The 24,238-nt window shown below is 46.3% G+C and carries 27 protein-coding genes; 2 read left to right on the forward strand and 25 right to left on the reverse strand.

The features are described from left to right. Positions 1-48 precede the first annotated feature (48 nt). Positions 49-396, forward strand: a complete 348-nt coding sequence (gene avd, locus ACYQ2N_RS01520) for a diversity-generating retroelement protein Avd (RefSeq protein WP_459997149.1) — start codon at positions 49-51, stop codon at positions 394-396. A gap of 164 nt (positions 397-560) precedes the next feature. Continuing rightward, positions 561-1,784 carry a reverse transcriptase domain-containing protein gene (locus tag ACYQ2N_RS01525; RefSeq protein WP_459997151.1) on the forward strand — a complete coding sequence of 408 codons (1,224 nt, stop codon included), beginning with the start codon at positions 561-563 and terminating at the stop codon, positions 1,782-1,784. A 57-nt stretch (positions 1,785-1,841) separates the two neighbouring features. Here the strand turns inward: ACYQ2N_RS01525 and ACYQ2N_RS01530 are convergent, their stop codons facing one another. From ACYQ2N_RS01530 to metK, 25 genes are all read right to left on the reverse strand, one after another. Next, entirely contained in the window at positions 1,842-3,266 is a 1,425-nt protein-coding gene (locus ACYQ2N_RS01530) for a recombinase family protein (protein WP_459997153.1), read from the reverse strand. A 50-nt stretch (positions 3,267-3,316) separates the two neighbouring features. Beyond that, a complete protein-coding gene (locus tag ACYQ2N_RS01535; protein ID WP_459997155.1) occupies positions 3,317-3,580 on the reverse strand; it encodes an SHOCT domain-containing protein in 264 nt (87 codons plus the stop codon). 139 nt (positions 3,581-3,719) lie between these two features. Continuing rightward, a complete protein-coding gene (locus ACYQ2N_RS01540; RefSeq protein WP_459997157.1) occupies positions 3,720-4,418 on the reverse strand; it encodes an N-acetylmuramoyl-L-alanine amidase in 699 nt (232 codons plus the stop codon). Next, positions 4,415-4,819: a phage holin family protein gene (locus ACYQ2N_RS01545; protein ID WP_459997160.1), complete on the reverse strand. Its 405-nt coding sequence runs from the start codon at positions 4,817-4,819 to the stop codon at positions 4,415-4,417. Before ACYQ2N_RS01545 ends, ACYQ2N_RS01540 begins: the two co-directional genes overlap by 4 nt. A gap of 66 nt (positions 4,820-4,885) precedes the next feature. Next, positions 4,886-7,645, reverse strand: coding sequence for an IPT/TIG domain-containing protein (locus ACYQ2N_RS01550; protein ID WP_459997161.1), 2,760 nt, complete (start codon positions 7,643-7,645; stop codon positions 4,886-4,888). Positions 7,646-7,658: 13 nt separating this feature from the next. Continuing rightward, positions 7,659-8,528: a hypothetical protein gene (locus ACYQ2N_RS01555; protein WP_459997163.1), complete on the reverse strand. Its 870-nt coding sequence runs from the start codon at positions 8,526-8,528 to the stop codon at positions 7,659-7,661. A gap of 12 nt (positions 8,529-8,540) precedes the next feature. Next, a complete protein-coding gene (locus ACYQ2N_RS01560) occupies positions 8,541-9,350 on the reverse strand; it encodes a phage tail family protein (RefSeq protein ID WP_459997165.1) in 810 nt (269 codons plus the stop codon). Positions 9,351-9,368: 18 nt separating this feature from the next. After that, positions 9,369-11,666, reverse strand: a complete 2,298-nt coding sequence (locus ACYQ2N_RS01565) for a phage tail tape measure protein (protein ID WP_459997167.1) — start codon at positions 11,664-11,666, stop codon at positions 9,369-9,371. Positions 11,667-11,680: 14 nt separating this feature from the next. After that, positions 11,681-11,806 carry a hypothetical protein gene (locus ACYQ2N_RS01570; protein ID WP_459997169.1) on the reverse strand — a complete coding sequence of 42 codons (126 nt, stop codon included), beginning with the start codon at positions 11,804-11,806 and terminating at the stop codon, positions 11,681-11,683. 56 nt (positions 11,807-11,862) lie between these two features. Beyond that, positions 11,863-12,198 (reverse strand): hypothetical protein, encoded by a 336-nt coding sequence (locus ACYQ2N_RS01575; RefSeq protein ID WP_459997171.1) that lies wholly within the window; start codon positions 12,196-12,198, stop codon positions 11,863-11,865. A 16-nt stretch (positions 12,199-12,214) separates the two neighbouring features. Continuing rightward, positions 12,215-12,787 (reverse strand): major tail protein, encoded by a 573-nt coding sequence (locus ACYQ2N_RS01580; protein WP_459997173.1) that lies wholly within the window; start codon positions 12,785-12,787, stop codon positions 12,215-12,217. Positions 12,788-12,790: 3 nt separating this feature from the next. After that, complete coding sequence (locus ACYQ2N_RS01585) at positions 12,791-13,123, reverse strand: hypothetical protein (RefSeq protein ID WP_459997176.1); 333 nt, start codon at positions 13,121-13,123, stop codon at positions 12,791-12,793. Next, complete coding sequence (locus ACYQ2N_RS01590) at positions 13,116-13,514, reverse strand: HK97-gp10 family putative phage morphogenesis protein (RefSeq protein ID WP_459997179.1); 399 nt, start codon at positions 13,512-13,514, stop codon at positions 13,116-13,118. The genes ACYQ2N_RS01585 and ACYQ2N_RS01590 overlap by 8 nt, the downstream gene beginning before the upstream one ends. Continuing rightward, the gene (locus tag ACYQ2N_RS01595; RefSeq protein ID WP_459997181.1) at positions 13,501-13,833 is read right to left on the reverse strand and encodes a phage head closure protein; all 333 of its coding nucleotides are present in this window, start codon (positions 13,831-13,833) and stop codon (positions 13,501-13,503) included. The genes ACYQ2N_RS01590 and ACYQ2N_RS01595 overlap by 14 nt, the downstream gene beginning before the upstream one ends. A 31-nt stretch (positions 13,834-13,864) precedes the next feature. Beyond that, positions 13,865-14,176 carry a head-tail connector protein gene (locus tag ACYQ2N_RS01600; RefSeq protein ID WP_459997183.1) on the reverse strand — a complete coding sequence of 104 codons (312 nt, stop codon included), beginning with the start codon at positions 14,174-14,176 and terminating at the stop codon, positions 13,865-13,867. A gap of 18 nt (positions 14,177-14,194) precedes the next feature. Continuing rightward, positions 14,195-14,560 carry a hypothetical protein gene (locus tag ACYQ2N_RS01605; RefSeq protein ID WP_459997185.1) on the reverse strand — a complete coding sequence of 122 codons (366 nt, stop codon included), beginning with the start codon at positions 14,558-14,560 and terminating at the stop codon, positions 14,195-14,197. Positions 14,561-14,573: 13 nt separating this feature from the next. Next, positions 14,574-15,773: a phage major capsid protein gene (locus ACYQ2N_RS01610; RefSeq protein WP_459997186.1), complete on the reverse strand. Its 1,200-nt coding sequence runs from the start codon at positions 15,771-15,773 to the stop codon at positions 14,574-14,576. 1 nt (position 15,774) lies between these two features. Beyond that, the gene (locus ACYQ2N_RS01615) at positions 15,775-16,509 is read right to left on the reverse strand and encodes a head maturation protease, ClpP-related (RefSeq protein ID WP_459997188.1); all 735 of its coding nucleotides are present in this window, start codon (positions 16,507-16,509) and stop codon (positions 15,775-15,777) included. Continuing rightward, on the reverse strand, positions 16,506-17,768 hold the full coding sequence (locus ACYQ2N_RS01620; protein WP_459997190.1) for a phage portal protein: 1,263 nt from the start codon (positions 17,766-17,768) through the stop codon (positions 16,506-16,508). Before ACYQ2N_RS01620 ends, ACYQ2N_RS01615 begins: the two co-directional genes overlap by 4 nt. A gap of 18 nt (positions 17,769-17,786) precedes the next feature. Then, positions 17,787-19,388: a terminase large subunit gene (locus tag ACYQ2N_RS01625; RefSeq protein ID WP_459997290.1), complete on the reverse strand. Its 1,602-nt coding sequence runs from the start codon at positions 19,386-19,388 to the stop codon at positions 17,787-17,789. 195 nt (positions 19,389-19,583) lie between these two features. Beyond that, the gene (locus ACYQ2N_RS01630) at positions 19,584-19,811 is read right to left on the reverse strand and encodes a DUF4314 domain-containing protein (RefSeq protein WP_459997193.1); all 228 of its coding nucleotides are present in this window, start codon (positions 19,809-19,811) and stop codon (positions 19,584-19,586) included. Further along, a complete protein-coding gene (locus ACYQ2N_RS01635) occupies positions 19,808-20,461 on the reverse strand; it encodes a sugar phosphate isomerase family (RefSeq protein WP_459997195.1) in 654 nt (217 codons plus the stop codon). The genes ACYQ2N_RS01630 and ACYQ2N_RS01635 overlap by 4 nt, the downstream gene beginning before the upstream one ends. A 64-nt stretch (positions 20,462-20,525) precedes the next feature. Then, on the reverse strand, positions 20,526-21,755 hold the full coding sequence (locus ACYQ2N_RS01640) for a site-specific DNA-methyltransferase (RefSeq protein ID WP_459997291.1): 1,230 nt from the start codon (positions 21,753-21,755) through the stop codon (positions 20,526-20,528). 13 nt (positions 21,756-21,768) lie between these two features. Continuing rightward, entirely contained in the window at positions 21,769-23,067 is a 1,299-nt protein-coding gene (locus tag ACYQ2N_RS01645) for a site-specific DNA-methyltransferase (protein ID WP_459997197.1), read from the reverse strand. After that, positions 23,057-24,220, reverse strand: coding sequence for a methionine adenosyltransferase (metK, locus tag ACYQ2N_RS01650; RefSeq protein WP_459997199.1), 1,164 nt, complete (start codon positions 24,218-24,220; stop codon positions 23,057-23,059). Before metK ends, ACYQ2N_RS01645 begins: the two co-directional genes overlap by 11 nt. Positions 24,221-24,238: the final 18 nt, after the last annotated feature.

The following is a 24,238-nucleotide window of genomic DNA, read 5'->3' on the forward strand; positions in this document are numbered from 1 at the left end:
GCATACTGACAGGCTCCGTGATAGCGGAGCCTCGCTCTGAGGTATAAAATGGCTCAAGAACTATTACTCAAAGAGAAATGTAAAGATATGATGCGTTATGGGTACCAGGCACTCAAGGATATACCGAAGGATTATAGATATACCCTGGGGGCTGACTTAAGAACATCCATGACGAATCTACTGCAGCTCATTATTAGAGCGAGTAAACGGTATTACAAGAAAACAACCCTTGAGGATATGGATATAGAATTAGATACTATTCGAATTCTGATCCGAGTAGCCTTTGAGAATCACGCCGTTACCATTAAGGAATACGAGAACTGGTCAATCTTACTGGACGAGCTTGGACGCATGATCGGCGGCTGGCTACGTTCAGTTAAACAGGGTCAAGGCTGAAACGTGCAATAGCCTATCGCGGCGGCAACTATAGTAACGGCTCCAACGCCGGGGTCTTCGCGCTCAACGTCAACAACACTCGCACGAACACGAGTGCCAACATCGGCTTCCGCGCCGCTCTGCCTGAATATAGCCAGAAGACAGTTGCCCAAGGGTGCTGCCCAGTGCTCCCAGGCAAAGGAGTCTTGATCCTTGTCGCGCCGGAAACGGACGGCAAAAATAAAAGAAAGCCGACCCGGTTAGTACAAATGAACGCCGGAGTCGGCACTAGGTGGGGGATGAAGATGAGGACTCACAAGAACCTTTATCCGGCGATTTACGATTTCGAAAACCTATATTATGCTTATCTCAAAGCAAGGAGTGGCCACAGATTCGACAAGGATGTTCTCATCTTCTCCGACAGCCTAGAAAGCAATCTGATTCAACTCCAGAACGAAATCATCTGGAAAACACATCGCACTGGGCCTTACCGCTGCTTTTACGTTCACGAGCCAAAGACCAGACTTGTCGCGGCGCTTCCGTTCAGGGATAGAGTGTTACAGCATGCTTTGTGTGCAGTTATAGAACCATTGTTTGAAAAACAGTTCATTTATGATAATTATGCCTGCCGTGTAGGAAAAGGAACGCATGCTGGGGTTGATAGGCTAACAAAATTTCTCATAGAAGCGCATTGGAAATGGGAAAACCCCTACTGCCTCAAGGTGGACGTCAAACAGTTTTTCCCGTCCATTTGGCATGATAAGCTGATCAACATCATAAAAAAGACTGTTGGCTGCGAGGATACCCTGTGGCTCATTGTGGAAATAGTCAACAGTTGGCCAGGCACAGAAGATACTGATCCGCGCGGGCTCCCTATCGGTAATTTAACCAGTCAGTTATTTGCTAACGTCTATATGAATGAGCTGGATCACTATGTTAAGGAAAGCCTAAGGGTGAGATACTATGTTCGGTACATGGATGACTTTGTTATTTTAAGCGACAAGAAGGATGAGCTGTGGTATCTTAAACGAGAGATAGAAGACTTTCTTAATCACCGGCTGGGGCTCAGTATGAATGGAAAAACAGGCATCTTCCCAACCACCCAGGGGGTAGACTTCTTGGGGTATAGGGTGTGGCCAACCCATAAACTTCTCCGAAAGAGGAGCATGAAGCGTATTAGAAGGGCATTGAAAAAGTTCCAGAAGGAGTATCGGCAGGGCACTGTAGGTTTGGATAAGATTCATGCGACTATTAGTAGCTGGTTAGGGCACGCAAGCCACGCTGATTCCTATCATTTTACGCAGAAGTTGTTCCAGGAGACTGTCTTTATTCACACTCGAACATCAGATGCCAAGAACACAAAAATGCCGGTCGAAGCTATGGCTCAAACCGGCGAAGCTAATGAGTAATTATGCAAAGTACTTTTTGCATTTTGTGTGAGAATTTTTTGCAAAAAATTTGCGAAGCTACATCATCAGTTTTGCAACCTCGGACATTTTTGTCATAACGTCTTGTTCAAAGTGTATAAGATTTTCTCTTTCATCTTTTAACTTCACAGCATCGTTTATCAGCTCTTTTTGCCATGAACTAAACACAGATGAATCCAGATACTGTTTTCCAGCTAAGTTTGAGAGCGCACATCTGCGCTCCGCATTTTCTTCAAGCTTTGCTTCCAGTTCTTTAAGCCTGCGGCGATTATCTGCGGGTGACGCAGCTTTTAGACTGTCAATAATTGGTTTGAGAACCCATTTTCGCCCGAATATCAGCTTGTTTATCATGGTTATAAAAGCCTGATGGATTGAATCTTCACGAATAAACTTCATCGAACACGCGGAAATATCATTGAGGTGCTTGCTACAACACCAGGCGATATACTTGTTTGGAACTCCATGATGAACTCGCCGTTTAAACGTGCTACCACATTCTGAGCACTTTATTCTGCTGGAAAACAAATATCTGTTTTGATACTTCGCAGTGCCGATCTCGATGCCTTTTTCCTTTGCGCGCTGCAGTAAGGCTTCATTGACCGCCTCAAAATCCTCGCGGCTTATAATGGCTTCATGATGGCTTTGGATGTAGTACTGATCGTTTTCGCCGTTGTTGTAACGCTTGTTAAAATACTTGTCCGTATAGGTTTTCTGGAAAATTGCATCGCCTGTATACTTTTCATTTCCGAGGATCCCTCGGATGCTGGTTGACGTCCAAAGATCTCCGCGTTGTGGGGGTATGCCCTCGGCATTTAAACCATTGGCGATTTTCTTTGTACCGCTACCAGACAAGGCTTCAGAAAAAATCCTTCTGACAACCTCGGCCTGCTCCGCATTCACATGCAACTGTCCATCCGCGTAATCGTATCCATAGGGTGGAGACGATAATTTATAAGTGCCATTTTGGAACTTCCGCTTAATCGACCATTTGTTATTCTGTGAAATGGAAACAGACTCGTTTTCAGCAAGGCTGCTTAGGATTGTCAGCATTAACTCACTGTCCATTGACTGCGTATTGATGTTTTCCTTTTCAAAGTAAATGGAAACACCGATTTCATTCAATCTTCGCACAATCTCAAGACAGTCTGTTGTGTTACGAGCAAAGCGACTAATCGATTTCGTCACTATGAAATCAATCCGCTTGTTTTCACAGTCAGCAAGCAACCGTAACAACTCAGTGCGCTTTTCTTTTTTTGTGCCGGAAATGCCCTCGTCATAGTAGATACCAGAAAACTCCCAGTTCGAATTGGCCTTGATATACGCTTCGTAATGGGTTCTCTGAGCTTCCAGACTGACAAGCTGTTCATCGCTGTCGGTAGAAACGCGGCAGTATGCTGCTACCCTAAGTTTCGGCTGCATGTTTATAAGCGCATTATTGCCTACAATTTTTGTCACCTTTCTCACCATTTTCACCTCCTTGGGGTGAGACATATTACCTCTGAACATCCGATATATCAAGGATTACTGGGCATAAGCTGTGCTAAAACCGGCGAGAAAGCTTCGCGATTTAAAGCGTCAATTTTGTTAAATTCGAATTCAGAAATAAAGCCTTCTTGAAGCAAATTTTTTAGAAGCTTTGTTGATCGCCAATAATCAATCTCGTTTAGAAGTTGCTCGTCGGTTAACTTCACATGTGGAGAAAACGGAATCACCTCTTCCGTACCGGTGACCAGCCTCATTGGATTCAAGCTGCTTTCTTCTTTATGCTGTTCGTTCAATTGATTCACTCCCTTTCTGAAGGCGTTTATTGGAGCCTTCATAGGTAGCTCATGAGAACAGCAAATTCGCAGGGTCAAAATAAAAAAATCCCACGAAAACAAACAAAAGCTGTTCTCGTGGGATAAGGCAAGCAGATATTTAATTGTATTTGATATAACCATCAAACCCAGCAGCTTTTAGTTCTTTCAGCATATTCTCAGCATTAGTCTTTAAGGAAAAGGTGCCGACCTGAACTCGATAATATTTTTGCGGTTCTGTTTCTGTAGGTTTCGTGACAACGGTCAAGCCCGCCTTAACAGCCGCACGAAAGTTATCCATGCTTTTGCCATGCTTAGAAAACCAAATCTTGGGGTCACCATGATTGGAAGCAATACCTTTTTGATGGCCTTCGTAGTGTCCGATGATATCCTTTTCAGTCAAACCATGGAGTTTGCAAAGATATACGCAGAGCTCCACAGCCTCGTTATAAACCTTATTAAAATAGAAAGCATCGGTCAAACCGTCCTCACAGATTTCAAATCCGATGTGTGTGTCATTAGCCAAGCCTCCAGCGTGCCAGCCCCGATGATTCCAAGGAAGAGTCTGGTAAGTTGCGATCTTGCCATCTGCCAACTTTCCAATGAAAGCGTGAACGCAAACCTGCTGACCGTCTGGTTTATCCTGGTTCCAGTGGTTGTTATACTGGTTCTTTCCCAGTAATCCATCATCCGGCCCGACATAGCGTTTCAGATATGGGTTATTCGCCCCGGTTGAATGCACCATGATGCCTTTCGGTGTGATGGTTTTGCCTGCTTTGTAGCAGGCGTTGTTGGTCAGAATGAGTTTATGCAGATTCATTTGGCGTCCTCCTTATCCAGCTGCTCTAAGACTGTTTTTAGTTTTTCGGGAATAGGGAGCCCAATTTTAGCCGTATTCTCTATAATGCTGATTCCTTCGTTCGATAAATAGAAGAAGATTACTGCGGTCCTTATGGCACTACCTGTCTGTATTAGCTGCGAATCGATAATGTGGCCTACCGCCACCAGTGAAAAAATTAGCACCTTCTTGAAGATGCCCCTAAAGCCCACCTCACTTGAAAGGCATTTTTCTAGGATGGCCACCATGATCCCAGTCAGATAATCGATAACGACAAACGCCACCAAAGCATAAAGAAATCCGTCCCAGCCGCCCAGGAAATACCCGATATAGCCGCCTACCGCGGCAATGACAATCTGAATCGTGTTAACAATGTCTTTCATGTGCCAATTCCTCCTTGCTTAAAATGAAAAAAGAGCCCGTAGGCTCAAATGAATTAATTTATTTGATTAAACCTCTATTAGCATTCCAAAGGCATATGGCGATGTTCCAATCAAGACCTCCCAGGTTGCTCCATTTGCTGGAATTCCTGCAAGGCGTAGATATCCGTTGACTCCTGATAAAAAAGTATCTTTGGTGTACGTACTTGAACACGCTCCAAGCGTTGTCCCACTTTGTAAAACTGCTACTAATGCGTAGAAATGTCCTGCCTTTAATGTTACTGGATCAGACAATTTATAAACATAATTCTTTTTGCCAGTCATCGTAATGTTTGAGGATTCCGCCATGGCATTTCCGATTTGAACATTAGCTGAAGACAATTCATAAATTGCAAGTTTGATATCTCTTCCTGTATCATCAAGCACAGCCGAAATCCCTTTAACAATGATATCTGCCTCAGGTGCTAAATATGCACCTTTAGTCATTTGAGTAGTGGTTGTTTTGGTTGGATTTCCTGTCCAAAAATGAAACCACTGATTGCTTGCTACGGTAGCACTTGCTGCAATTGTAAAGGTCTTATTTACATCATCCTGAGCAATAGAAATATTACTTCCAGCCGAGAGGGTAATCACACCGGTCATTTCATTTGACCCAGCCTTTTTAATACCTGCTACCCTCGCTATTCCTGTATGCAAATCAGCTGCATGCCTTTCTTCATTGTAATATTGCGGATGATCATCGGAATTCAGCCCAAGCAGCATGGAGTGGGTATGATTGTGACTAATCCCGGAAGGGCTTTCAGTAGCCGGTGTTGACAAGGAGCTGTTTTGGGTGAACATAGACATCCTCTCGACCAGCTGGTTCATTCTGATCTCATGCTCAAGCATGATGTTGTTGAGCTCAAGGACATAACTTAAAGCTCCTGCATCATCTTCCTCGCAGGTGATCCCTTTAACTCTTACTTTACCATCAAAACCTTCTGTGTCGCTTCCTTCTGGCGGAATATACCAACCAATCCAGTCTCCCATCATGAAGGTTTCAAATGGCTTCAGCTTGTTTCCTTCTGAATCAATAAACTTAATTACTGTACCCTGAATGCCCCAGCTGACCTGTGCTGATCCCCTAAGGAACAGTTGCCCATAGTCTTGGAGCTTTGCCCAGTCGCTTGGGATGTTCCTTGCCTGGAGATAACCTTCACGCCTGCCCCAGTCCATCTGGCTAGTGGGGTGTGCTGTTTCAATCAGACTTCCGCTTTCTCCCTCAACAAGGAGTGCATTCGTCATATTTGAGCTGTCGCTTTGGTTCTGGTGCTTGATTATTGCTTGCCCAGGCCTGTATTTTACTGTATCGTACTTGTCTGTCCCTTTAACCTTGTACAGCTTTAGATGCAAGGTTGGAGTCATCTCAATATCAAACAATCCCATCCCCTCGCTGAGCTTTGTTGCTACCTGCGAAAGCGGTGTACCTGAATGAAAGGAGATTGTTGTGGAATCCTCAAAGGGATTGCCGAGAGTATCCGCATCAGCAGTCCAATCAATAGAAACTCCCACCAAACACCCTCTTTGCTGGGCTTCCAAGAGAAGCTGTCTTAAAATAGCACCGCCATGAGCATCCTTAAATGTTCTATCTAGAGTTGCTGGGTGAGGCATACCTTCCGGATACACTACTGCCCTGTCAAGAAGAGACAGAACACCCCTTCCGCTAACCTCGATCATCTGTTGTTCGCCTTCATCCACATAGGAAGGCCTTCTTGCTTCAATTATCCACTTGAATATATCAATTCCGTCCAGCCTGCAAAGGATAAAGTTCTGGTCTGTCACATAATCCCTGCTGCCACCCTTCTCATCATACCTACTGATAGAAAACTTACCGCTGCCGGGATTATTGAGCAACACTTGAAACGATTTATTCTTCACCCCATCAAGTTGACAAAGGATACTGTTCGGATTGTTTTTATCGCAGACAAAAAGCTCAATGCCAATATCATCGGCAGGCTCTGCATCATAAACCTCCATTCCTATAACATTGCTGTATCTCAATCCCGGCGGATCTGGCACTGTAAGAGCAACCTTGACTGCTCCACTTTCGGCCTCCTGCGGGATTTGAAATACAATTTTATCCCAGCTCCAGGATATGACGTTACAGAGCTGATTCCCCAGGTATACAAATCCCCCATAGCCCCTTGCTGCCCTATCTGCGTTTAGCGTATCAGCTTCAGCCTTGGCGCCAAAACCGTTACCATAGATTGTTACTACTGAGCCTTCAGATGCCCTTGTGGTAGACAGCCTTTCGATAAATGGAAATGGCGGATCACTGGTAATATTCTCGTACTCATATAGCGCTCTTTGATCCGTCCATATATTTGCCTTTGCCACGTTCTCATAAAAGGCCTGCGTTCTCTTCTTTGACCAGAGATTAAGCTTTGCCACATTCTCATAAAAAGCAATAATTCTCTTATTTGTCCAGACATCAAGCTTGGCGATGTTCTCGTAAAATGAGAACGTCCTTTTCAGCACCTGGCTTACTGTCAGTGTTTGGGTCTGTGAAACTGTGGTCCCGCTCGCATTGGTTGCGGTTACACGCCAATACCATGTACCGTTTGATAGTATCGCTGCCATGCGGCATGTGGTGTTGTGCTTCACGTTCACATATTCACTCGTTATCTTATCTGAGCTATCAAATGTGCTGACCGTATCAATCTCGAACTTGACTGACGACGCAACCAACTGGTTTGTATTATCGCTATAGGTTGCATCAAAAGCACTCATTGTTACAGACAAGCTTGCCTGATTGGCAGGGCTGACAAGATTTATGCTTGGAAGGCCCATCTAATCACCTCCATTATGTCCAGCTGCCAACCGTAACAATTGCCCGCGCTGCCTTTGGTCCAAGTGTCAAAAGCGGAGGTCCAAGCAAGTTTCGGACAAATATTGTGCTTGACAATGAACCCGGTCCTATTGACGAAATATCAAGTACACTTTGCCATGGCCCATCCTGACTAAATGAAATTGTAAAATCCGCATGATTGAGCTGTATATTCACGTTGTTAGCGATCTTGCTACTACTGGTATTTTTAATCTTGAAGCTTTGTATTTCTGTAGTTCCTTCGGGCTGATCACCAAAGTCTATAAGCGAAGTCAACTCGACACCGGACGCATTTGTTAAAGCAACATCGTCCGGCTGTTCGCCGGCTGCTTTTCTCCCGTAAAGATGAATACCACATAAATAAAGGCTAGAAAATTGCGGTGAAGTCTCACGAAATCCGATTCTAATAGCTTTGACCGGACCTGAAAAGGAAAGGGTGAATATTTTGTTTCTCCAATGGTCCATGTCTGTGTTAGCCGCCGGTATTGTATAAACGCCTGTTTCCCAGGTACCATCCACTCCATTTGTTGTATCCGCTGATCCCTGTATCGTATGGTTGACAAAGGAGCCTCCTGTTGTTGAACCCCAGAGAAATGCGACTTTATTGACCTCCCTAAGTTCGGGAAAGAAAAACCAGAACGCTGCGCCCAGCCTATAATCGCCAACCTTCCAGGATTGGGACCGGTTCTCTTTGTTTAAATTGCCCTTGGCAGTGCTGTCAAGCCAAGATGCCAAGCCGTTTCCAATAATTTGATCAATGGAGCCAATATCGGACATGCTCCTAAAACCTACTTCTGTCCCATCTATATCATAGGGCATTCTGTGTTCCGCAACTTCTGCGTACATATCGTTCACCTCCTAAAAAAATGCTGGGTAATATTCCAGCTTGATGCTGCCACCCGGCACTCCATTTGTTAATCTCAATTGGTTGTACCCCGATTCAAGCATGAACCAGTATGCATCGCCGCCATGCCTGATGGCAGAGAGCATGTTGGTGTTGCCCTTCGTACATTTGAAATCACCTGTGTTTATGATTACGCTTTCTCCTGCTCCTATGCTCCCCTGGTACTGAAGCCACACATTGCTATCCAGGCACTCAAGCTTTGGTGATTCCATTGGTCCAGTCAAAGTGATGATTGCATCTGTAGCCGGGGCATTCCCCGGATTATTGTGACTCCATTCCTGGTTTGTCGAAGTTATGTTCTGTGTTTCAAAAGCCGTTTGGGAAGCATAAAAGAAGGGATCTGAAAGCATGAACTCCACTGCGAACTTGGCGTATCCAGCCTGAGTCTTTCCAAAGCTAACAGGCCTATAAACTTCGGCTATTGCCGCTCTTTCAGTACCGTCCGGAAGGACTCTTTTCAGCACATATTGACCGCGTTTGCCGAACACGCTACTTAGGTAGTCGATGTTGTCATACAAGGCTTCATTATCGCTTTTGCCGCTCGGCAGTTTTCCTGTCAAAGGATCAAGCCCTCTCACCCACATTGGCAGCATAACGATTCTTTCATCGTATCTCTTTTTTATCCATCGCTTCCCGTTTTGGAATGGAACCTGCAAATTACTGCCTCTCAGTCCTGGTGTGCCTATTCCTTCTGGAACTTCTATCACGGACCACGCCTTGGTGTTTAGACTAACACCATTAAACTGCCATGTTTGCCCTTTCAAATCTTGCTTCACCTCCCTTTACCCCAAGCCATAGGACTGTCTGAGAAGCACCCTGCGAGTGCTGTCAGAGGCTGCTTCCGGTTTCGGATTATTTATTGTAATGTCGTAGTTGTTTGTCACATTACCGCTCTGAATTCCTGTTTCTACTATCTTCGCCTGAGTTCCTACCCCAACCTTCTGAAGTGCCTTAGCCATAATCTCGTCAAGCTTTTCTACCGGAACAACCGCCTCAGTACCTGCTTCTCCAACACCAATAATGCTTGGGCTTGAGAAGATTCCGCCTGTGGAGTACCAGTTGACTGAAAGCTTCGGCACCTGTGGCGGATTTAAGCTGAATTTGCCTGTAAACTCAAAGTGGGGCAGCTTGATCTGTGGTATCTTGATTTCAGGGATCTTAAGATTCCTGAAGAATCCTACGATAGCGTCAATCGCAGCCTTAACTGTGTTTCTGGCTGCATTGATCGGAGTTTCAATTGCGGTCTTGATCCCCTGCCATATGCTTGAGGTCACTGATTTCACAGTATTCCATGCCCCTGTGATGGTGTTCTTCACAATTCCGGTTTCTAGCGAGATAATTCCTTTTATGAGGTTCAGCACTCCGCTTATAACGCTCTGGATTCCGTTCCACAGATTCTGAGTCAGATTCTTTATGCCTTCCCAAACACCCTGCCAGTCGCCCTTGATAAGGCTGGTCGCAATCTGGATGATGTTTTTTATCACATTCAATGCGGTTGTTACTACCGATGCAATAACATTGAAGGCCGCCGAAATGACAGCGATGATATCTGCTCCATATTTCTGCCAGATGGCTCCTGCGACTTGTACGAAAGCTTGAATCAAGGCCTTTATCGCCTCGAACACGCCGGCCATAATCGCCTTGATCTGGTTCCATACCGTAATAACACTGTTTCTAAAGTTTTCATTATTCTTAAAAAGCAGTACGAAAATGGCAATAAATGCTGCCACCGCAGCAATTGCAATGCCAACAGGCCCGGTTATCGCCGCAATTGCAGCGCCTACTGCACCTGATGCTCCTCCTGCCGCTGCCATTGCACCGGATATGGCTCCAAAGGCAGATGACAGGGTACCAACTACCGACACAACTTTTCCGATAACCATGACAACCGGTCCTACAGCAGCCGCTATAAGAGCGATTTTTACAATCAGCTCTTGCTGCTCTTTCGAGAGTCCCTGGAATCGATCCATTAAAGGTTTAATGACAGCAATAAGCTTCTCGAGTATCGGTATCAAGATCTGCCCGAATTGAATCCCGATCTGCTGGGCCTGCTCCTTCATGATCCTCAGCTTGTTGGTAGGGGAGTCCATGGTCCTAGCCAGGTCTCCTTGCGCATTTTTTGTTGCCTCCATGATGGCGCCGTAACGAGCCTGTACTTTTTGAGCCTCTGTCAGTTCCTGACCCTGCTTAGCGATCCCGTGGGTATAGGCATAGGTTTTGATAGTCGTATCGTTGACCAGAATACCCAGCGCTTTGAGTGGTTCGGCTTCACCGGAGATACCGGACTTCAGTTTCTCGAAGGCTTCTTCCGGCTTGAGGTTATAGAACGAAGCCATGTCATAAGATAGTTGCGTTAAACCTTCGGACATTTTCAGGGATTCATCAGAAGTAAGTCCCATGGAGGTGAGCATGGCGTTATAGGTGGCCATATTGTTTCTGACATTATAGGCATTAAGTCCAAGAGCCTTGGAGGTTTCTTCAGACCATTTTCTTGCATCATCAGCCACACCGCCCATTGCAACTTCGAAAAGATTCTCAGATTCCACTGCATCCATAGCCATCTTGGTAGCCGCAGTCCCTATTCCGACTAAGGGAAGTGTCACTGCTGTAGACAGTGTCTTTCCGGCAGAGGATATCTTGTCACCCACTGCCTTCATTTTCTGTCCGGCTTTATCCATGCTTTCGGAGAGCTTATACCAGGCTGAACTCTTAAGTTTCAGTTCCTCCGTTGTTGCTTTAAGCTCCTGCTGCATTTTGCTAAGCTCTGCATTTGCATAGTTCAGCTTGATCTTCAGGTTCTCGGTGGCCTTGGCATCAGCACCCTTTTTCTCGACACTCTCCTGGTAGCTTCTTGCCAGCGCTGCTACCTTTTCCTTCTGTAGCTCCATCTGGCGGTTCAAGCTGTCAGCCTTCAGCTTCAGTCCCTCAGTCGACTTTCCAAAGTCTCCAAGCTTTGAACTTGCCGCCGCGAATTCACTCTGCACTACCTTCAGGCTTCTTTGGATCTTGCTGACACCTTCCTGAAAACCGCTGTCATCAAGTCCAACTCTGGCCACTACTGTGTTATTGCCGTTTGCCATTCATCTCACCTCCCCTAAAACAGAATGTTGTCAATTGTTTCAAAGTCAGACTGGTCCTCGATCCCATTGACCGTCTTGTAGACCTTAAACAATGCCTGCAGCTTTTTCGGGGTACTGCGCCAGAACTGCTCCTCACTCATTTGTAGAAGGTTCGTTCCTAAATAGAAAAGCCACTCCCAGTCCCATGTTCCAGAACTTAAGTGGCTTTCGTTTCCCCCAGGTTTTCCTCCGCCTCCGGCATTGCCTTGCTTAGCGCTTCGTTGATGGCTGTGCCGAGCCGTTCTAAATCGTTTAGTCCCAGCTGCTCGCCCACAGTCTTTAGGGTTATTTCCTCGTCCTCAACCTTCACTGCGGCGTATACCAGAGCCCTGACCGCTTTCAGCTTCATCTTCTGCAAATCATCAAATGCAGTGTTCAGATCTCCATAGATTTCTTCAAGCTCACAGAAGGTGTTCATGTTGAGCTTCAATTCGAATTCCTTTTCTCCAAGCTTGAATTTTATTCCCTTATTTTTCAGTTCAGCTGCCTTCATGTATCATCATCTCCTTTTACGGTGTGGGTACAGGCTCTGCCGGTACTGCGGTAAACCAGCCGGCGATGATGGTTGGATCGATTCCAGTTTCATCTTCGTCGGCGATAAATCTGAAGTTGCCGTCATAATCCCTGGAAAAGAATGTCCCTTTGAGTTTTGCGCTTTTCGGCGATGGCTTTTCTGCTTCGGTATCATACTCATCTGTTGCCAGTTCGAACTTGCCTTTGAGCAGCCACACATAGCGATACTTTCCATTATGCTTCTTGGACTTGAAGCCAAGTGCCAGTGTCGGCGCAATATCTTCCTTGCTTTCAATGAGAACGCCCTTGACCACCTTCGCTCCCTGCAAAGTAGCCCTGCTTGTAAGCGACAGCTGGTTGACCTCAATCTCCACATCAACGCTGTCGAAAGCTGCGATTACATCCTCCACAGTATCGTCTGAATAAATGTTTTCTGAGTTCACTTTTGGCGAGAGCTTTGCACTGACCGCCCTCTCAAGTTTTGTAGGCGTTGCATAGGTTGCACCAGTTTCGTCATCGTCTGTCAATAAAGCAATGTGGATGTCCCTTAATCCGATTTGTCTTGCCATATGTTAAACCTCCTTTGATTCTAAAAAGTAAAATTTGAGCCCCTTATGATAGAGGCCAGTATCCGGTTCATAAAAATCCGCTTCATCCAGTCTTTTGAAGCCCGCTGAAATAAGCAGCGTTTTTACATTGCCGCCCAATGTGGTGTAGTCTGTTTTTGACCAGATATCCACTTGAAGATAATGCCCGGTGAAGGCTTCCTCATCTTCCTCAAATTCCTCACCGGCCTGAAGGTATTCATGAAAGGTAATGTAGGTTGATTCTTGGCCGGAGTACTTTTGAAATCCTACTGGAACGCCAAGGGGCTTCAATGTATCGATGACCAGTTTATTAATCAAACTCACCAAGCCCCCTTTCCAGTTCCTCTTTGATTACCTCATTGATTTTCTTCTTGTTTTCCAATACTGAGTTTTCAGCCCAATGCTGAGCTGGAATCTTCGAGGTTCCCCATTCAGTAAATTTTGAATAGTAGAACTCTGAATTATCTCCCTTGTTTGGTCCAATCTTAATAAAGTCAACGCCGTTCTCGCTTTCAATCTCAGACACCTTGATGTTGTCTGCCATGTGTCTTTTCGTAAGCTCAGATCTCGGCGCTTTCTCTTCCATACTGCTTTTAACCATGGCTCCGGCTTTATCTAATGCCTTCTTTTTAATCTCTGTTCCACGACTTCCCAGCTTGTTCACTTTATCTATGAGTTCCTGCATACCTTCCAACTCAATCTTGGCCATTTGCAGTCACCTCCATCGCTTGAATCTCGATATAGCGATTCTTATACTTGATGTTGTCAATGGCTGTTATGTTGTAATTTCTACCTTGAAAAAGGATCTGCATGGTCTGATCTATCCCATCCATAAATCGGATAGTGAATTTCACCGTATTTTCTGCCTGGACAGCTTTCGCAGCAAAGTATTCTTTGCCATGAAGATTTTTGACTGCTGCACATACTGTTTTGAAATTTTTAAGGAGTTCAACTTCAAAGCCATTTTCATTGATCGTCGGTGTGATTCTCTGGATAGTGATACGATGTCTCATTTCACCAATACTCACGCCACCACCCCTCTTTGCACAACGCTCATACTTACACCTTCCAATCCCGGTCAAGTTGAAGCAGCAAGTTAACCGTATGCCATACCTGCTGCCCAGCCTGTACATTATCGGAGAAGAAACCACCGGTTGAACCGTCTCTGCTTTCATAAAAATGACTCACCAGCATAATGACAGCCTGCTCCGTTGTTGGTGGCATGGCGATTCCTGTATAGGTACCTTCAGGAAGATGCTGGTAACTCTCGGCGTAGGCTACGGCAGCGGTAATGTACATCTGCAGAAGTTCATCATCCTCGCTGTGATTTAATATAAGATTTGCTTTCACTTTATCCAGTAATAATTCCATTAGAGCCTACTCCTTTTACTATCCCTGAATGTCAGCGGCCATAAGCCCTGCAGATTTAAGCTTGGAAAGTAGTGCATTAAAATCTGTTACCAGACCTGCAATGTCAGAGGCTGTGCTATTTGCTTGATTTTCTAAGACTGGTATCTCCTCTATGCTCGGATAAGTAGGTACATAAAGCTTGCCGTCCTCTCCGATTTTGGCGGGAACCGTATCCATTTCGGTTTTTGCAGCCGCTTTCACTCCGCCAATAGCTGCTTCTGTGGCAAGTGAGATTGTTGAAGAAGGAAGCCCCGTTACCGAGGCTCCCTCCTTGATTTCCAGCGTACCGCCGATGACGGTTTTCTCGCCACCTTGCTCGGTATAGTTTTTTGCATTATAGCTCATAAAAGCACCTCCTTTAAGCCTTCTGCTGAAGCACCTTGATAGCTTCAGTCAGAATAAGCTTGCCATCCACACGCTGCGTTGCCATAAAGCCTACTTGACCGGTAGTAGCAAAGAGCTCGTTAAGTCGCTTAAAGGAACGTCCCTGACGGTCGGCAATCCAATAGTAACCAAAGTCACCGAAGGCTATAGTTTTTGCGCCAGCTTCAATGCTGGGAACATAGGCTGAGGTGTACACCGGACGATTCAGTATGGTATCCGGAGCGCCCGCTGTCAGTGATGGCTGCCATAGGTACTGACCTTGACCATCCTTCAGTTTGCGGATGGCTTTGACTGTAGCATCGTTCATGACGAACACTGCCTTTTTCCGATACGGAGCTTTCAGGCTATAGAACAGGTCGATAACCTCGTCAACGGTGATAGCTGTTGCACTTGCTGCAGTTACACCAAGCTGAGCACCACCTGTAGCAGCAAAAATCCCGGTAGGTTTACCAGAGCCATCACCAACAAAGAAGGCTTCCTCTTCCTTATGACCGATACGACGAGCAAATTCAGTACTGATATAGCTCTGCAGGTCAAATACGGAGTCATTGAGCAATTCATCACTAACCTTGATAAAGGTACCAAGCTTGTATGCTCCAATGGAGGTCTGTCCAAATACCTCATCGCTTTCGGGATAAAGCTCCTCTTCATCCAGCCAAGAAGCAGAGCCATGAGTGGTAACAACGGGAATTTTACGATCGCCACTGGAGGTTTGAATGATCTTTGCGAGGGTACGGAAAATGTTCTCTTCCTCAAGGGCTTGTACTAATGTCCGCTCAAATTCGTCGGGTACAAGATAACCACCCTCGCTATCAGTACCTACCTGCAACGCATTCATTACTTCATATCGAGGATTCTTGGAACGCATCACATTCCAGAAGGCACGTTTGTATTCATCTGTCGCTCTGCCAGTCTTAAGCTCTGCTGAAGGATTTACTGGCTTGCTTGTAATCGGATCAGCAGTAGGTCTGTTGAGCTCCGCATCCAGTGCTGCTTGACGCTCCAAACGATCAATCTCTTTTCCCAAAGTCAATACATCGTTTTCCATTTTTTCGTAGATTGCAACATTTTCCGCTGAAAGCATACCGTCATTACCGCGTTTGGTATCAAGAAACGCTTTGGCTGCGTCCCAAGCCTTAGCGCGCTTTTCGCGCAGTTCCTGAATCTTATTCATGTTATTTCCCTCCTTGTAATTTCAATAAATTAAGCCGTTTTTCCAACGATTCTATGGATTCCATTTTTTCGTTTTTCTTGTTTTCGAGTGGCTTTACTGGCAGCTTTCGATTCACCTTGCTTAATAGCAAATTTGTAACCGCTCGGCGGCTAAAGGCAAAGCTGATCTCATCTTCTTGTTCAAGGGTACGTTTTTTTTCATCCTCGATGAGCGCATCGGCAAAACCAAGTTCAATCGCCTTATGCGCATTCATCCAAGTCTCGCCGTCCATTAGGTGTGACAGCTTAGCGCGTGAGAGGCCTGTCTTGATTTCGTAAGCATTGATAATGGATTCTTTCACTTCGTCCAGCATTGCAACAGCCTTCAGCATCTCTTCTGTATCCCCAATGGCAACGGTCAATGGATTGTGAATCATCATCAAAGCTGTGGGAGCCATCAATACAGTTGTTCCTGCCATTGCAATTACAGAAGCGGCCGATGCGGCGATGCCGTCGATCTTGACGGTGACCTTGCCTTTGTAGTCCATGAGCATGGTATAAATCTGACTGGCCGCCACACAGTCACCTCCAGGTGAATTGAGCCAGATGGTTATATCGCCACTGCCATTCATGAGTTCCTGTTTGAAGGCTGCGGGTGTGATGTCATCGTCAAACCAGCTCTCTTCAGCGATAACACCATCGAGATACAGCGTGCGACTTTCATCCGCATTTCGTACCCAATTCCAGAATTTCTTCATTTGGTTTCCTCCGTTTCTTTGTTGGTTGTCCCTGCAAATATGCCTGCGTCAGATAGCTTCGTCATAGCACCATTGATAAGGTACAGATCGCCGCCTTGCTCAGCTGGAATTCGATCAAGGTTCTCAAGCTCGCGGATGTCATTAGCCGACATCCAACCATTTTGTCTTGCAGTGGCATAGCCACTCATTCGGGAGGCGTAGTCACCGCGTAAAAGCCCATCCACATTAAATTTGATAAACACCTGTGGCTTTTCACTATCAGACAAAAGCGTCCGGCACATAGCTTGCTCCCAGCGTACCACCCATGGATCGAGCGTGTACTTTACGAACTCCAGTGACTGTTGTTCGATGTTTGAGAAGCTGCTCTTTTCGAGATCGGCAAGCATATGTGGTGGAACTCTGAATATGCGGGCAATCTCGTTGATCTGAAACTTCCGAGTTTCCAGAAACTGCGCTTGTTCGGGTGAGATACCTATGGGCTGATATTTCATGCCTTCCTCAAGTACAGCTACCTTGTGCGCATTTCCACTTCCTTGGTAGGCAGCGTTCCACGAATCCTTAATCTTCTGCGGGTCCTTGATGGTACCCGGGTGCTCCAGCACGCCGCCGGGTGCGGCTCCGTTGGCGAAGAACTTAGCCCCGTATTCTTCGGTGGCAATAGCAAGCCCCACAGCATTTTTTGCCATCGCAATAGGTGAGTAGCCGACCAACCCGTCAAAACCCAGTCCAGGGATGTGCAGGACGTCGGGCGGAGCAAGGTAGACCTGACTGTCCTTTCCAAGGGAAGGATTATCCTCTGAGCTTCGCTGATACAAATAAAAAAGCCGACCTGCTGAATCGCGATCGACCGTCATTTTGTTTGGCATCAGTGGATAAAGTGCAACGACCTCGCCTCGAGCGTTCCGGATAATCTGTGCGTATGCATTTCCCCATAACAAAAGATGACTCATAAGCGTTTCTCGAAACGCGAAAGAAGTCATCTCAGGGTTTGGTTCATCATGGAGCAGCTTATACAACGGGTGAGTGAGGTGTTTCTCTTTGCCGCCTGAATCGTTGTAGCGGTACACATGGAGCGGTAGCCCAGCCAGCGTCTCGGATAGTATTCTTACACAGGAATAAACCGCTGTCATCTGCATAGCTGTATGCTCATTGACAGGTTTTCCCGCAGTAGTGCTTCCGAAAAAGAAGCTGTAGCGGCTACCGCCAAGAACGTCCTTAGGCTTGTCGCGTGCCTTAAATATTCCTTGTAGTATTCCCATAGACATCACTCTCCTTAATTAAAATACAAGCAAGCCGCGCTGGTCATAAATCGAAGCGCTCGTACCATTACCACAACGTATTGCTCGATCCAGAGCCATGATGGTCGCAACCGCACCATCGATACGCTCCGTCGATTTTTCCTTATCGGGCTTAATATTGCCTGCAGGGTCTGTTCGAATAAAAATGTTGTCCATCATCCACCGAAGTACTGGATGCCCGCCATGTGCGATTTTCTGCTCCAGTGTCAGCTTCATTAGTTCCTTCGTTGGAGGCGACATATCCTTGAAGCCTTGCCCAAAGGGAACGACAGTGAAGCCCATACCTTCAAGGTTCTGCACCATCTGAACAGCACCCCAGCGATCAAAGGCGATTTCACGTATGTTATACTCTAAACCTAGACGCTCAATGTATGCCTCAATAAAGCCATAGTGAACGACATTGCCTTCGGTGGTTTGAAGAAAACCTTGTTTCTCCCACAAATCATAATTCACGTGATCACGCCGGACACGCAGTTCGAGGTTTTCCTCTGGTATCCAAAAGTATGGCAGGATAATGTATTTGTCATCCTCATCAATCGGGGGAAACACCAGCACAAAAGCGGTGATATCCGTTGAAGAGGAAAGATCGAGGCCGCCGTAACAAACACGTCCCTTGAGGCTACTTTGATCAACAGCAAAGGCGCATTTGTCCCATTTATCCATAGGCATCCAGCGCACAGCCTGCTTTACCCATTGATTAAGGCGAAGCTGCCTGAAGCTGTTTTCTTCTGCTGGGTTTTGCTTTGCACTTTCACAAGCCGCTTTCACTTTATCTATACCGATTGTAATTCCAAGAGAGGGATTTGCTTTTTTCCATACTTTTGGATCCGTCCAGTCATCTGTCTCTTCGATACCGTAAATAACTGGATAAAAGGTCGGATCCGTCTTACGTCCAGAAAGAATATCCTGTGCCTTTTGATGCACCTCGTAGCAGATAGAATTCGTATTGTCGCCAGCTGTGGTAATCAGAAAATACAGTGGCTGCATCCGAGCATCTCCGCTGCCCTTGGTCATAACATCAAATAGCTTTCTGTTGGGCTGCGTGTGCAGCTCATCAAAAATGACGCCATGTGTATTGAAACCATGCTTATTCGCTACGTCGGCTGAAAGCACCTGATAAGTGCTCTCAGTTGGTGTAAATATTAGCGTCTTTGTAGATTCAAGTATTTTTACGCGTTTACTTAACGCCGGTGATTTACGCACCATTGCCACAGCTACCTCAAATACTATCTTCGCTTGGTTTTTATCAGAAGCGCAGCTGTATACCTTGGCACGCTGCTCGCCATCACCGCAGGTCAACAGTAAGGCGACTGCTGCAGCAAGCTCGGACTTTCCATTCTTCTTTGGTATTTCAATAAAGGCTGTGTTGAACTGTCGATACCCGTTCGGTTTGAGAACACCAAACACATCACGGATAATCCGTTCTTGCCAATCTATAAGTTCAAAAGGCTGGCCATCCCATATACCGCTGGTATGACGCAGTGCTTGAATAAATGCGACTGCATAGTCGGCGGCGGCTTTACTGTAAACTGAATCCTTCGCCATAAAACGAGTTGGAGTGTATTTCTTTAGTTTTCTTATTGTCACCGCCTCCTTCCATAAAAATAGACATGAAAAAAGGAACCCTCAGTGGAGCTCCTTTGTATGTGCCGGTTTGCCCGGATAATTATTCGTCTTTGCCGGTCAGAATAAACCTTGCGTAGCAAGGCAATTCGGCTACATAAAGTGCATAAATACACAGCTTCTACGTCTTGGAATTGTGTAATTTATAGTGCTCTATTCTTCAATTTTTCGGATCTCATCAATGCCAAAAACTACGCCTAAGGAACTGCCACAATCCCAATTCACAAATACAGTTCCGGTATCGTCAATAAAAGAAACGGTACCACTATCGCCGGGCTGCAGCTTGCTATATGTGTCGTCCATGCGCACAAGCATGACGCGGGTGCCCGGCTTATAGTAATCACGAAGCTGCTTCAGCATTCCAGGATGGATTTGCTTCATTCGGACACCTCCTTATCCTTTGCGCCGGACTTAAATGCCGAACTGCCACTTAATTTCTTTAGCAGCACTTTGCGCGTTTCCTTATACTCTTCGCCGATAAAGCCCAAACGAAGCAGAAAGCATCGAAAAGCATATTTTTCATTTTCCACTGTCTTTGTTGTTGTGTTGACTCGTTGGAGTGTTTTGGCCATCAATACCAAATGCCCAACAAAACGTGCATAGGCGCTGAGTTCTTCTGGAGCAGGTAAGCGCTCAAACCATGGAAAGCCGATCTTGTCTTCTGTAACCGTAATCTCAAGAGCATCAGCCCCCAGCGCCTTTTTGATCAGCTCTGCTTTGCCTTCGACAATTTGCTTGAGATTCTCGATTGCCAAATCGCTGATGCCTTCTCGAGGCAGCTCGATGACAAAGCTATCCGGAACAACACATTCAAAACCGCGCTCCAGCAAACCGTCCAGGATTCTATCCATGTCTTCTTGGCTGGTATCTTCTTTAAAAAGAACGGTCCCTTGTTTATCGACGCTGATGTCTCCAAGCTCATAAGAAAAGGAGGGCGCGCCAAGATATTTAGGTTTTACATCCAACAGCTCGCCAATAGCCTGAATCAGAGCCTTTCGTTTCTCACCAGTAACGTTATAATTGATTTCCATATTCGTACCACCTTTCATTTTTGGTAGGTACATATATTGCTCGAAAGCTGTGATATAGCAAGACTTATTTGACTGTATTCTGAACTTTTTCATAGCTCATTTTTTCGCCGCCGCGCAAGAGGGTAATTTCTGCATCCGAGCCCTTAAACTCCAGATACCGCTTTACAATCACATCGACGTATTTTTCGTCAAGCTCGATCGTATGACAGATTCGTCCCGTCTGCTCGCAGGCAATAAGAGTGCTTCCGCTACCGCTAAAGGGGTCGAGCACAATGCTATTGGATAAGCTGCTGTTAACGATCGGATAAGCAACCAAAGCTACCGGTTTCATAGTCGGGTGAAATTTACTCTTTGACGGCCGGTCGAAATTCCAGGTGGTGCGCTGCTTTCGATCTGCATACCACTGATGTCCTGCTGTCGGTTTCCAGCCCATAAGCACCGGTTCGTGGTTATACTGATAAACGCAGCGGCCAAGCACCGGCACATTCTTTATCCAGATACAGGTCTGATGGCAGAAAAAACCCGCCTCGGTAAAGGCGGTTCGAAAGTTGACGGTTTCCCGGTCTGCGTGGAATACATAAATACTCCCGCCGTCTACAAGCTTCTCATACATACAGCGAAAAGCTGACAGTAAAAATGCGTGGAACTTGGCGCTGTCCATGTTGTCGTTCTGGATGGTACCGGCGGTACCTTCATAAGCCACGTTATATGGCGGATCAGTCACTACAAGGTTGGCATGTTGGTCGTCCATCAGGGCTGTATATGTGTCGGGCTTTGTGCTATCTCCACAGATGAGCTTGTGTCTTCCCAGCAGCCAGATATCTCCTTGGCGGGAAATCGGCTTTTCCGGTAAAGGCTCATCAAAACTGTCTTCTTTGACTCCTGCAACTACGCTATCCCGAAACAGTGAATCCATCTCTGCGGCATCAAAACCGGTTAGCGATACATCAAAGCCATTGGCGCTGATATCCTTTAAAAGCTCGGTTAAAAGGGGAATATCCCAATCGCCGGAAACCTTGTTCAGTGCAACATTAAGCGCTTTTTCATTGGCCAAGTCCATATCCACAACAACACAGTCGATTTCCGTATGCCCTAAATCAAGCAGCACCTTATACCGCTGGTGACCGCCGATAATATTGCCCGTCCTTTGATTCCAAAGAATCGGTTCCACATACCCGAAGGTTTGAATAGAGCGTTTCAGTTTCTCATATTCAGGATCCCCAGGCTTTAAATCCTTTCTCGGATTATACTTTGCTGCTTTAAGCCGCCCGGCTGGGATGCGCTTTATAACCATTGTGTTTTCCATGCTATACCTCCAGTTTTAAGGCAGTTTCACCTGTGAAGGTTTCCCACCGTTTGACAATCAGATCACAGTACACCGGAGATATCTCCATTGCATAACAGCGGCGTTCGGTTTGCTCGCAGGCAATGAGGGTTGTACCACAGCCGCCGAAGGGTTCCAAAACAATCGCGCCTCTGTCCGAATGCATCTTAATGCACCGCCAAGGCAGCTCCACCGGAAACATGGCAGGATGTTCTTTGTTGGCGCGTACCGTAGCAATCTCCCAGATACCGGCATAGCCCCACTTTTTTCTTTCCTCTTTGGTAAGGCGCTTCACGAATTTATAACTGTGTCCGGCAAAGGCAGATACCCAAGCATATTCCTGATCGTTGTATTCCTCTGTCTCTTGTCCGGCAAAGGCTGTCACATATTCGTACTGCTGCACCGGCTTATTAGTCACCAGATGATAGGGAGCATTGCCGAAGTTCATGCCTTGCTTTTTCCAAATGCGAATCCAAATTGGACGAAAACCATTGTCATTGAACATTCCTATGCTGTACATTTCCGTTGGCTCAATGAACTGGGTTCCTGTCGCAAATAAATCACCAATGTTCCAACAGATAATGTCCGCGTGCTTACAGATGTTCTTGATTGCAGGTCGCATGGTGTCAAACCAAGGCTCGATGCCCGCTTTCTCATATTCCTTGCCCACACCATAGGGAGGTGAGGTCACAGCACATGCTGCATGAGCCCCGTCCATCAGACTGGAAAAGTCCTGCTCGCTGGTGCTATCGCCACAAAGCAGGCGATGATTTCCCAATAGCAAAATGTCTCCGGGCTTCGTTCGTGTTTCCCCTGCGGCTTCGATGGCGTCTTTTTCTTTATCGACATCGAAGTCATCTTGTATCGCTTCTTTTGAGTAAAACTTGTTTAAGAGCGCATCTACCTCGTCGGCATCAAAGCCGGTGATTGATACATCAAAGCTGGTTGCATCAAACTCTGCCATAATCGCGGCCAGCTTCGTCTCATCCCAGTCACCCTGAATTTTATTCAAAGCCAGGTTCAGCGCTTTTTCACGCGCTTCATCCAGCTCGACGATCACACAGTCGACTTCCGTTTGGCCGAGATCGGATAGCACTTTAAGCCGCTGATGACCGCCGACCACGTTGCCAGTCTGCTTATTCCAAATGACAGGCTCCACATAGCCAAACTCAGTAATGGAGCGCTTTAGTTTTTCGTATTCTTTATCTCCAGGCTTTAGATCCTTTCTGGGGTTATATGTGGCCGGATTCAGCTTTGCTACTGGTATTTTTTCAATCAACAAGCGCTGTCACCGCCTCTCTATAATCCTTGTATTGATTGACATCCTCCCACGAGCCCTGCCATTTTCCAAAATGACCATAGGTCGCGGTATCCGCATAAATGGTGTTTCGAAGGTTTAGCTTTTCAATCATTGCTGCCGGTCTTAAATTAAATACCTTGAGCGCGGCTTCGCGTAAAACGGCATCGGGTACGGTGCCCGTTCCCAGTGTGTCTACTTCAAAGGCAACTGGATCCGCCTTGCCAATGGCATAAGAAATGCTGACCACACAACGCTTCGCATAATCACTCCAAACGATGTGCTTGGCGATATAGCGAGCCATGTATGCGCCGCTGCGATCAACCTTAGTTGGATCCTTTCCGGAGAAGGCTCCGCCACCATGAGGTGCAAGGCCACCATAGGTGTCAACCATGAGCTTTCTTCCGGTAAGTCCTGTGTCTGCTGAAGGCCCGCCCTCCACAAAACGGCCAGAAGGGTTCACAAGGATTTCCGTATCATTATCAAAGGGGAACTTCTCAAAGGCGTTCCATAGCACCCAACGAATAATATCCTCTCGCAAATCCTCGGTCGATTTGTCTGCAATATGCTGAGCAGAAACAATAATTGTCTTCACGCGCTTTGCTTCGCCGTTTTCATACTCAATTGTCACCTGAGCTTTTCCGTCAGGCAGCAAGCCTTTGATCAGACCCTCTTTGCGCACCAAATCTAAGCGGCGTGTAATCCTGTGGGCCAAAACGACCGGTAATGGCAGCAGTTCCTGCGTTTCGTTTGTGGCGTAACCGTACACAGTGCCTTGATCCCCGGCACCGATGGATCCATACCAACTGGTATCGCCGTTTCGAGCTTCCAGCGCCTTATCCACACCAGTTGCAATGTCCGCGCTTTGTTTATGAACAAAGACGAGAATTAAAAATTTGTTTGGATTGTAGCCCACGTCCCGCAGAACCCTTTTCACCACGAAGCGAATATCCACCTTACCGCTGCAGGTGATCTCGCCCGCCACGATAATCTTGCCCTTGGTAGCCATTACCTCACAAGCCACTCGAGAGGAGCGATCCTTGCGAAGACAGGCATCGAGAATACTGTCCGCGATCAAATCGCATAGCTTATCCGGATGTCCCATGCAGACACTTTCTGCTGTTAAATATTGTTTCATTTTCATCTCTCCAATCCT

The sequence above is a fragment of the Paradesulfitobacterium aromaticivorans genome (genome assembly GCF_054657415.1).

What these genes read in the sequence shown, in the direction of transcription:
- avd (WP_459997149.1), top strand. Translation starts at nt 49, where the DNA reads ATGGCTCAAGAACTATTACTCAAAGAGAAATGTAAAGATATGATGCGT.
- ACYQ2N_RS01540 (WP_459997157.1), bottom strand. Translation starts at nt 4,418, where the DNA reads ATGAATCTGCATAAACTCATTCTGACCAACAACGCCTGCTACAAAGCA.
- ACYQ2N_RS01545 (WP_459997160.1), bottom strand. Translation starts at nt 4,819, where the DNA reads ATGAAAGACATTGTTAACACGATTCAGATTGTCATTGCCGCGGTAGGC.
- ACYQ2N_RS01550 (WP_459997161.1), bottom strand. Translation starts at nt 7,645, where the DNA reads ATGGGCCTTCCAAGCATAAATCTTGTCAGCCCTGCCAATCAGGCAAGC.
- ACYQ2N_RS01555 (WP_459997163.1), bottom strand. Translation starts at nt 8,528, where the DNA reads ATGTACGCAGAAGTTGCGGAACACAGAATGCCCTATGATATAGATGGG.
- ACYQ2N_RS01565 (WP_459997167.1), bottom strand. Translation starts at nt 11,666, where the DNA reads ATGGCAAACGGCAATAACACAGTAGTGGCCAGAGTTGGACTTGATGAC.
- ACYQ2N_RS01570 (WP_459997169.1), bottom strand. Translation starts at nt 11,806, where the DNA reads ATGAGTGAGGAGCAGTTCTGGCGCAGTACCCCGAAAAAGCTGCAGGCA.
- ACYQ2N_RS01575 (WP_459997171.1), bottom strand. Translation starts at nt 12,198, where the DNA reads ATGAAGGCAGCTGAACTGAAAAATAAGGGAATAAAATTCAAGCTTGGA.
- ACYQ2N_RS01580 (WP_459997173.1), bottom strand. Translation starts at nt 12,787, where the DNA reads ATGGCAAGACAAATCGGATTAAGGGACATCCACATTGCTTTATTGACA.
- ACYQ2N_RS01590 (WP_459997179.1), bottom strand. Translation starts at nt 13,514, where the DNA reads ATGGCCAAGATTGAGTTGGAAGGTATGCAGGAACTCATAGATAAAGTG.
- ACYQ2N_RS01600 (WP_459997183.1), bottom strand. Translation starts at nt 14,176, where the DNA reads ATGGAATTATTACTGGATAAAGTGAAAGCAAATCTTATATTAAATCAC.
- ACYQ2N_RS01605 (WP_459997185.1), bottom strand. Translation starts at nt 14,560, where the DNA reads ATGAGCTATAATGCAAAAAACTATACCGAGCAAGGTGGCGAGAAAACC.
- ACYQ2N_RS01610 (WP_459997186.1), bottom strand. Translation starts at nt 15,773, where the DNA reads ATGAATAAGATTCAGGAACTGCGCGAAAAGCGCGCTAAGGCTTGGGAC.
- ACYQ2N_RS01615 (WP_459997188.1), bottom strand. Translation starts at nt 16,509, where the DNA reads ATGAAGAAATTCTGGAATTGGGTACGAAATGCGGATGAAAGTCGCACG.
- ACYQ2N_RS01620 (WP_459997190.1), bottom strand. Translation starts at nt 17,768, where the DNA reads ATGGGAATACTACAAGGAATATTTAAGGCACGCGACAAGCCTAAGGAC.
- ACYQ2N_RS01630 (WP_459997193.1), bottom strand. Translation starts at nt 19,811, where the DNA reads ATGAAGCAAATCCATCCTGGAATGCTGAAGCAGCTTCGTGATTACTAT.
- ACYQ2N_RS01635 (WP_459997195.1), bottom strand. Translation starts at nt 20,461, where the DNA reads ATGGAAATCAATTATAACGTTACTGGTGAGAAACGAAAGGCTCTGATT.
- ACYQ2N_RS01640 (WP_459997291.1), bottom strand. Translation starts at nt 21,755, where the DNA reads ATGGTTATAAAGCGCATCCCAGCCGGGCGGCTTAAAGCAGCAAAGTAT.
- metK (WP_459997199.1), bottom strand. Translation starts at nt 24,220, where the DNA reads ATGAAACAATATTTAACAGCAGAAAGTGTCTGCATGGGACATCCGGAT.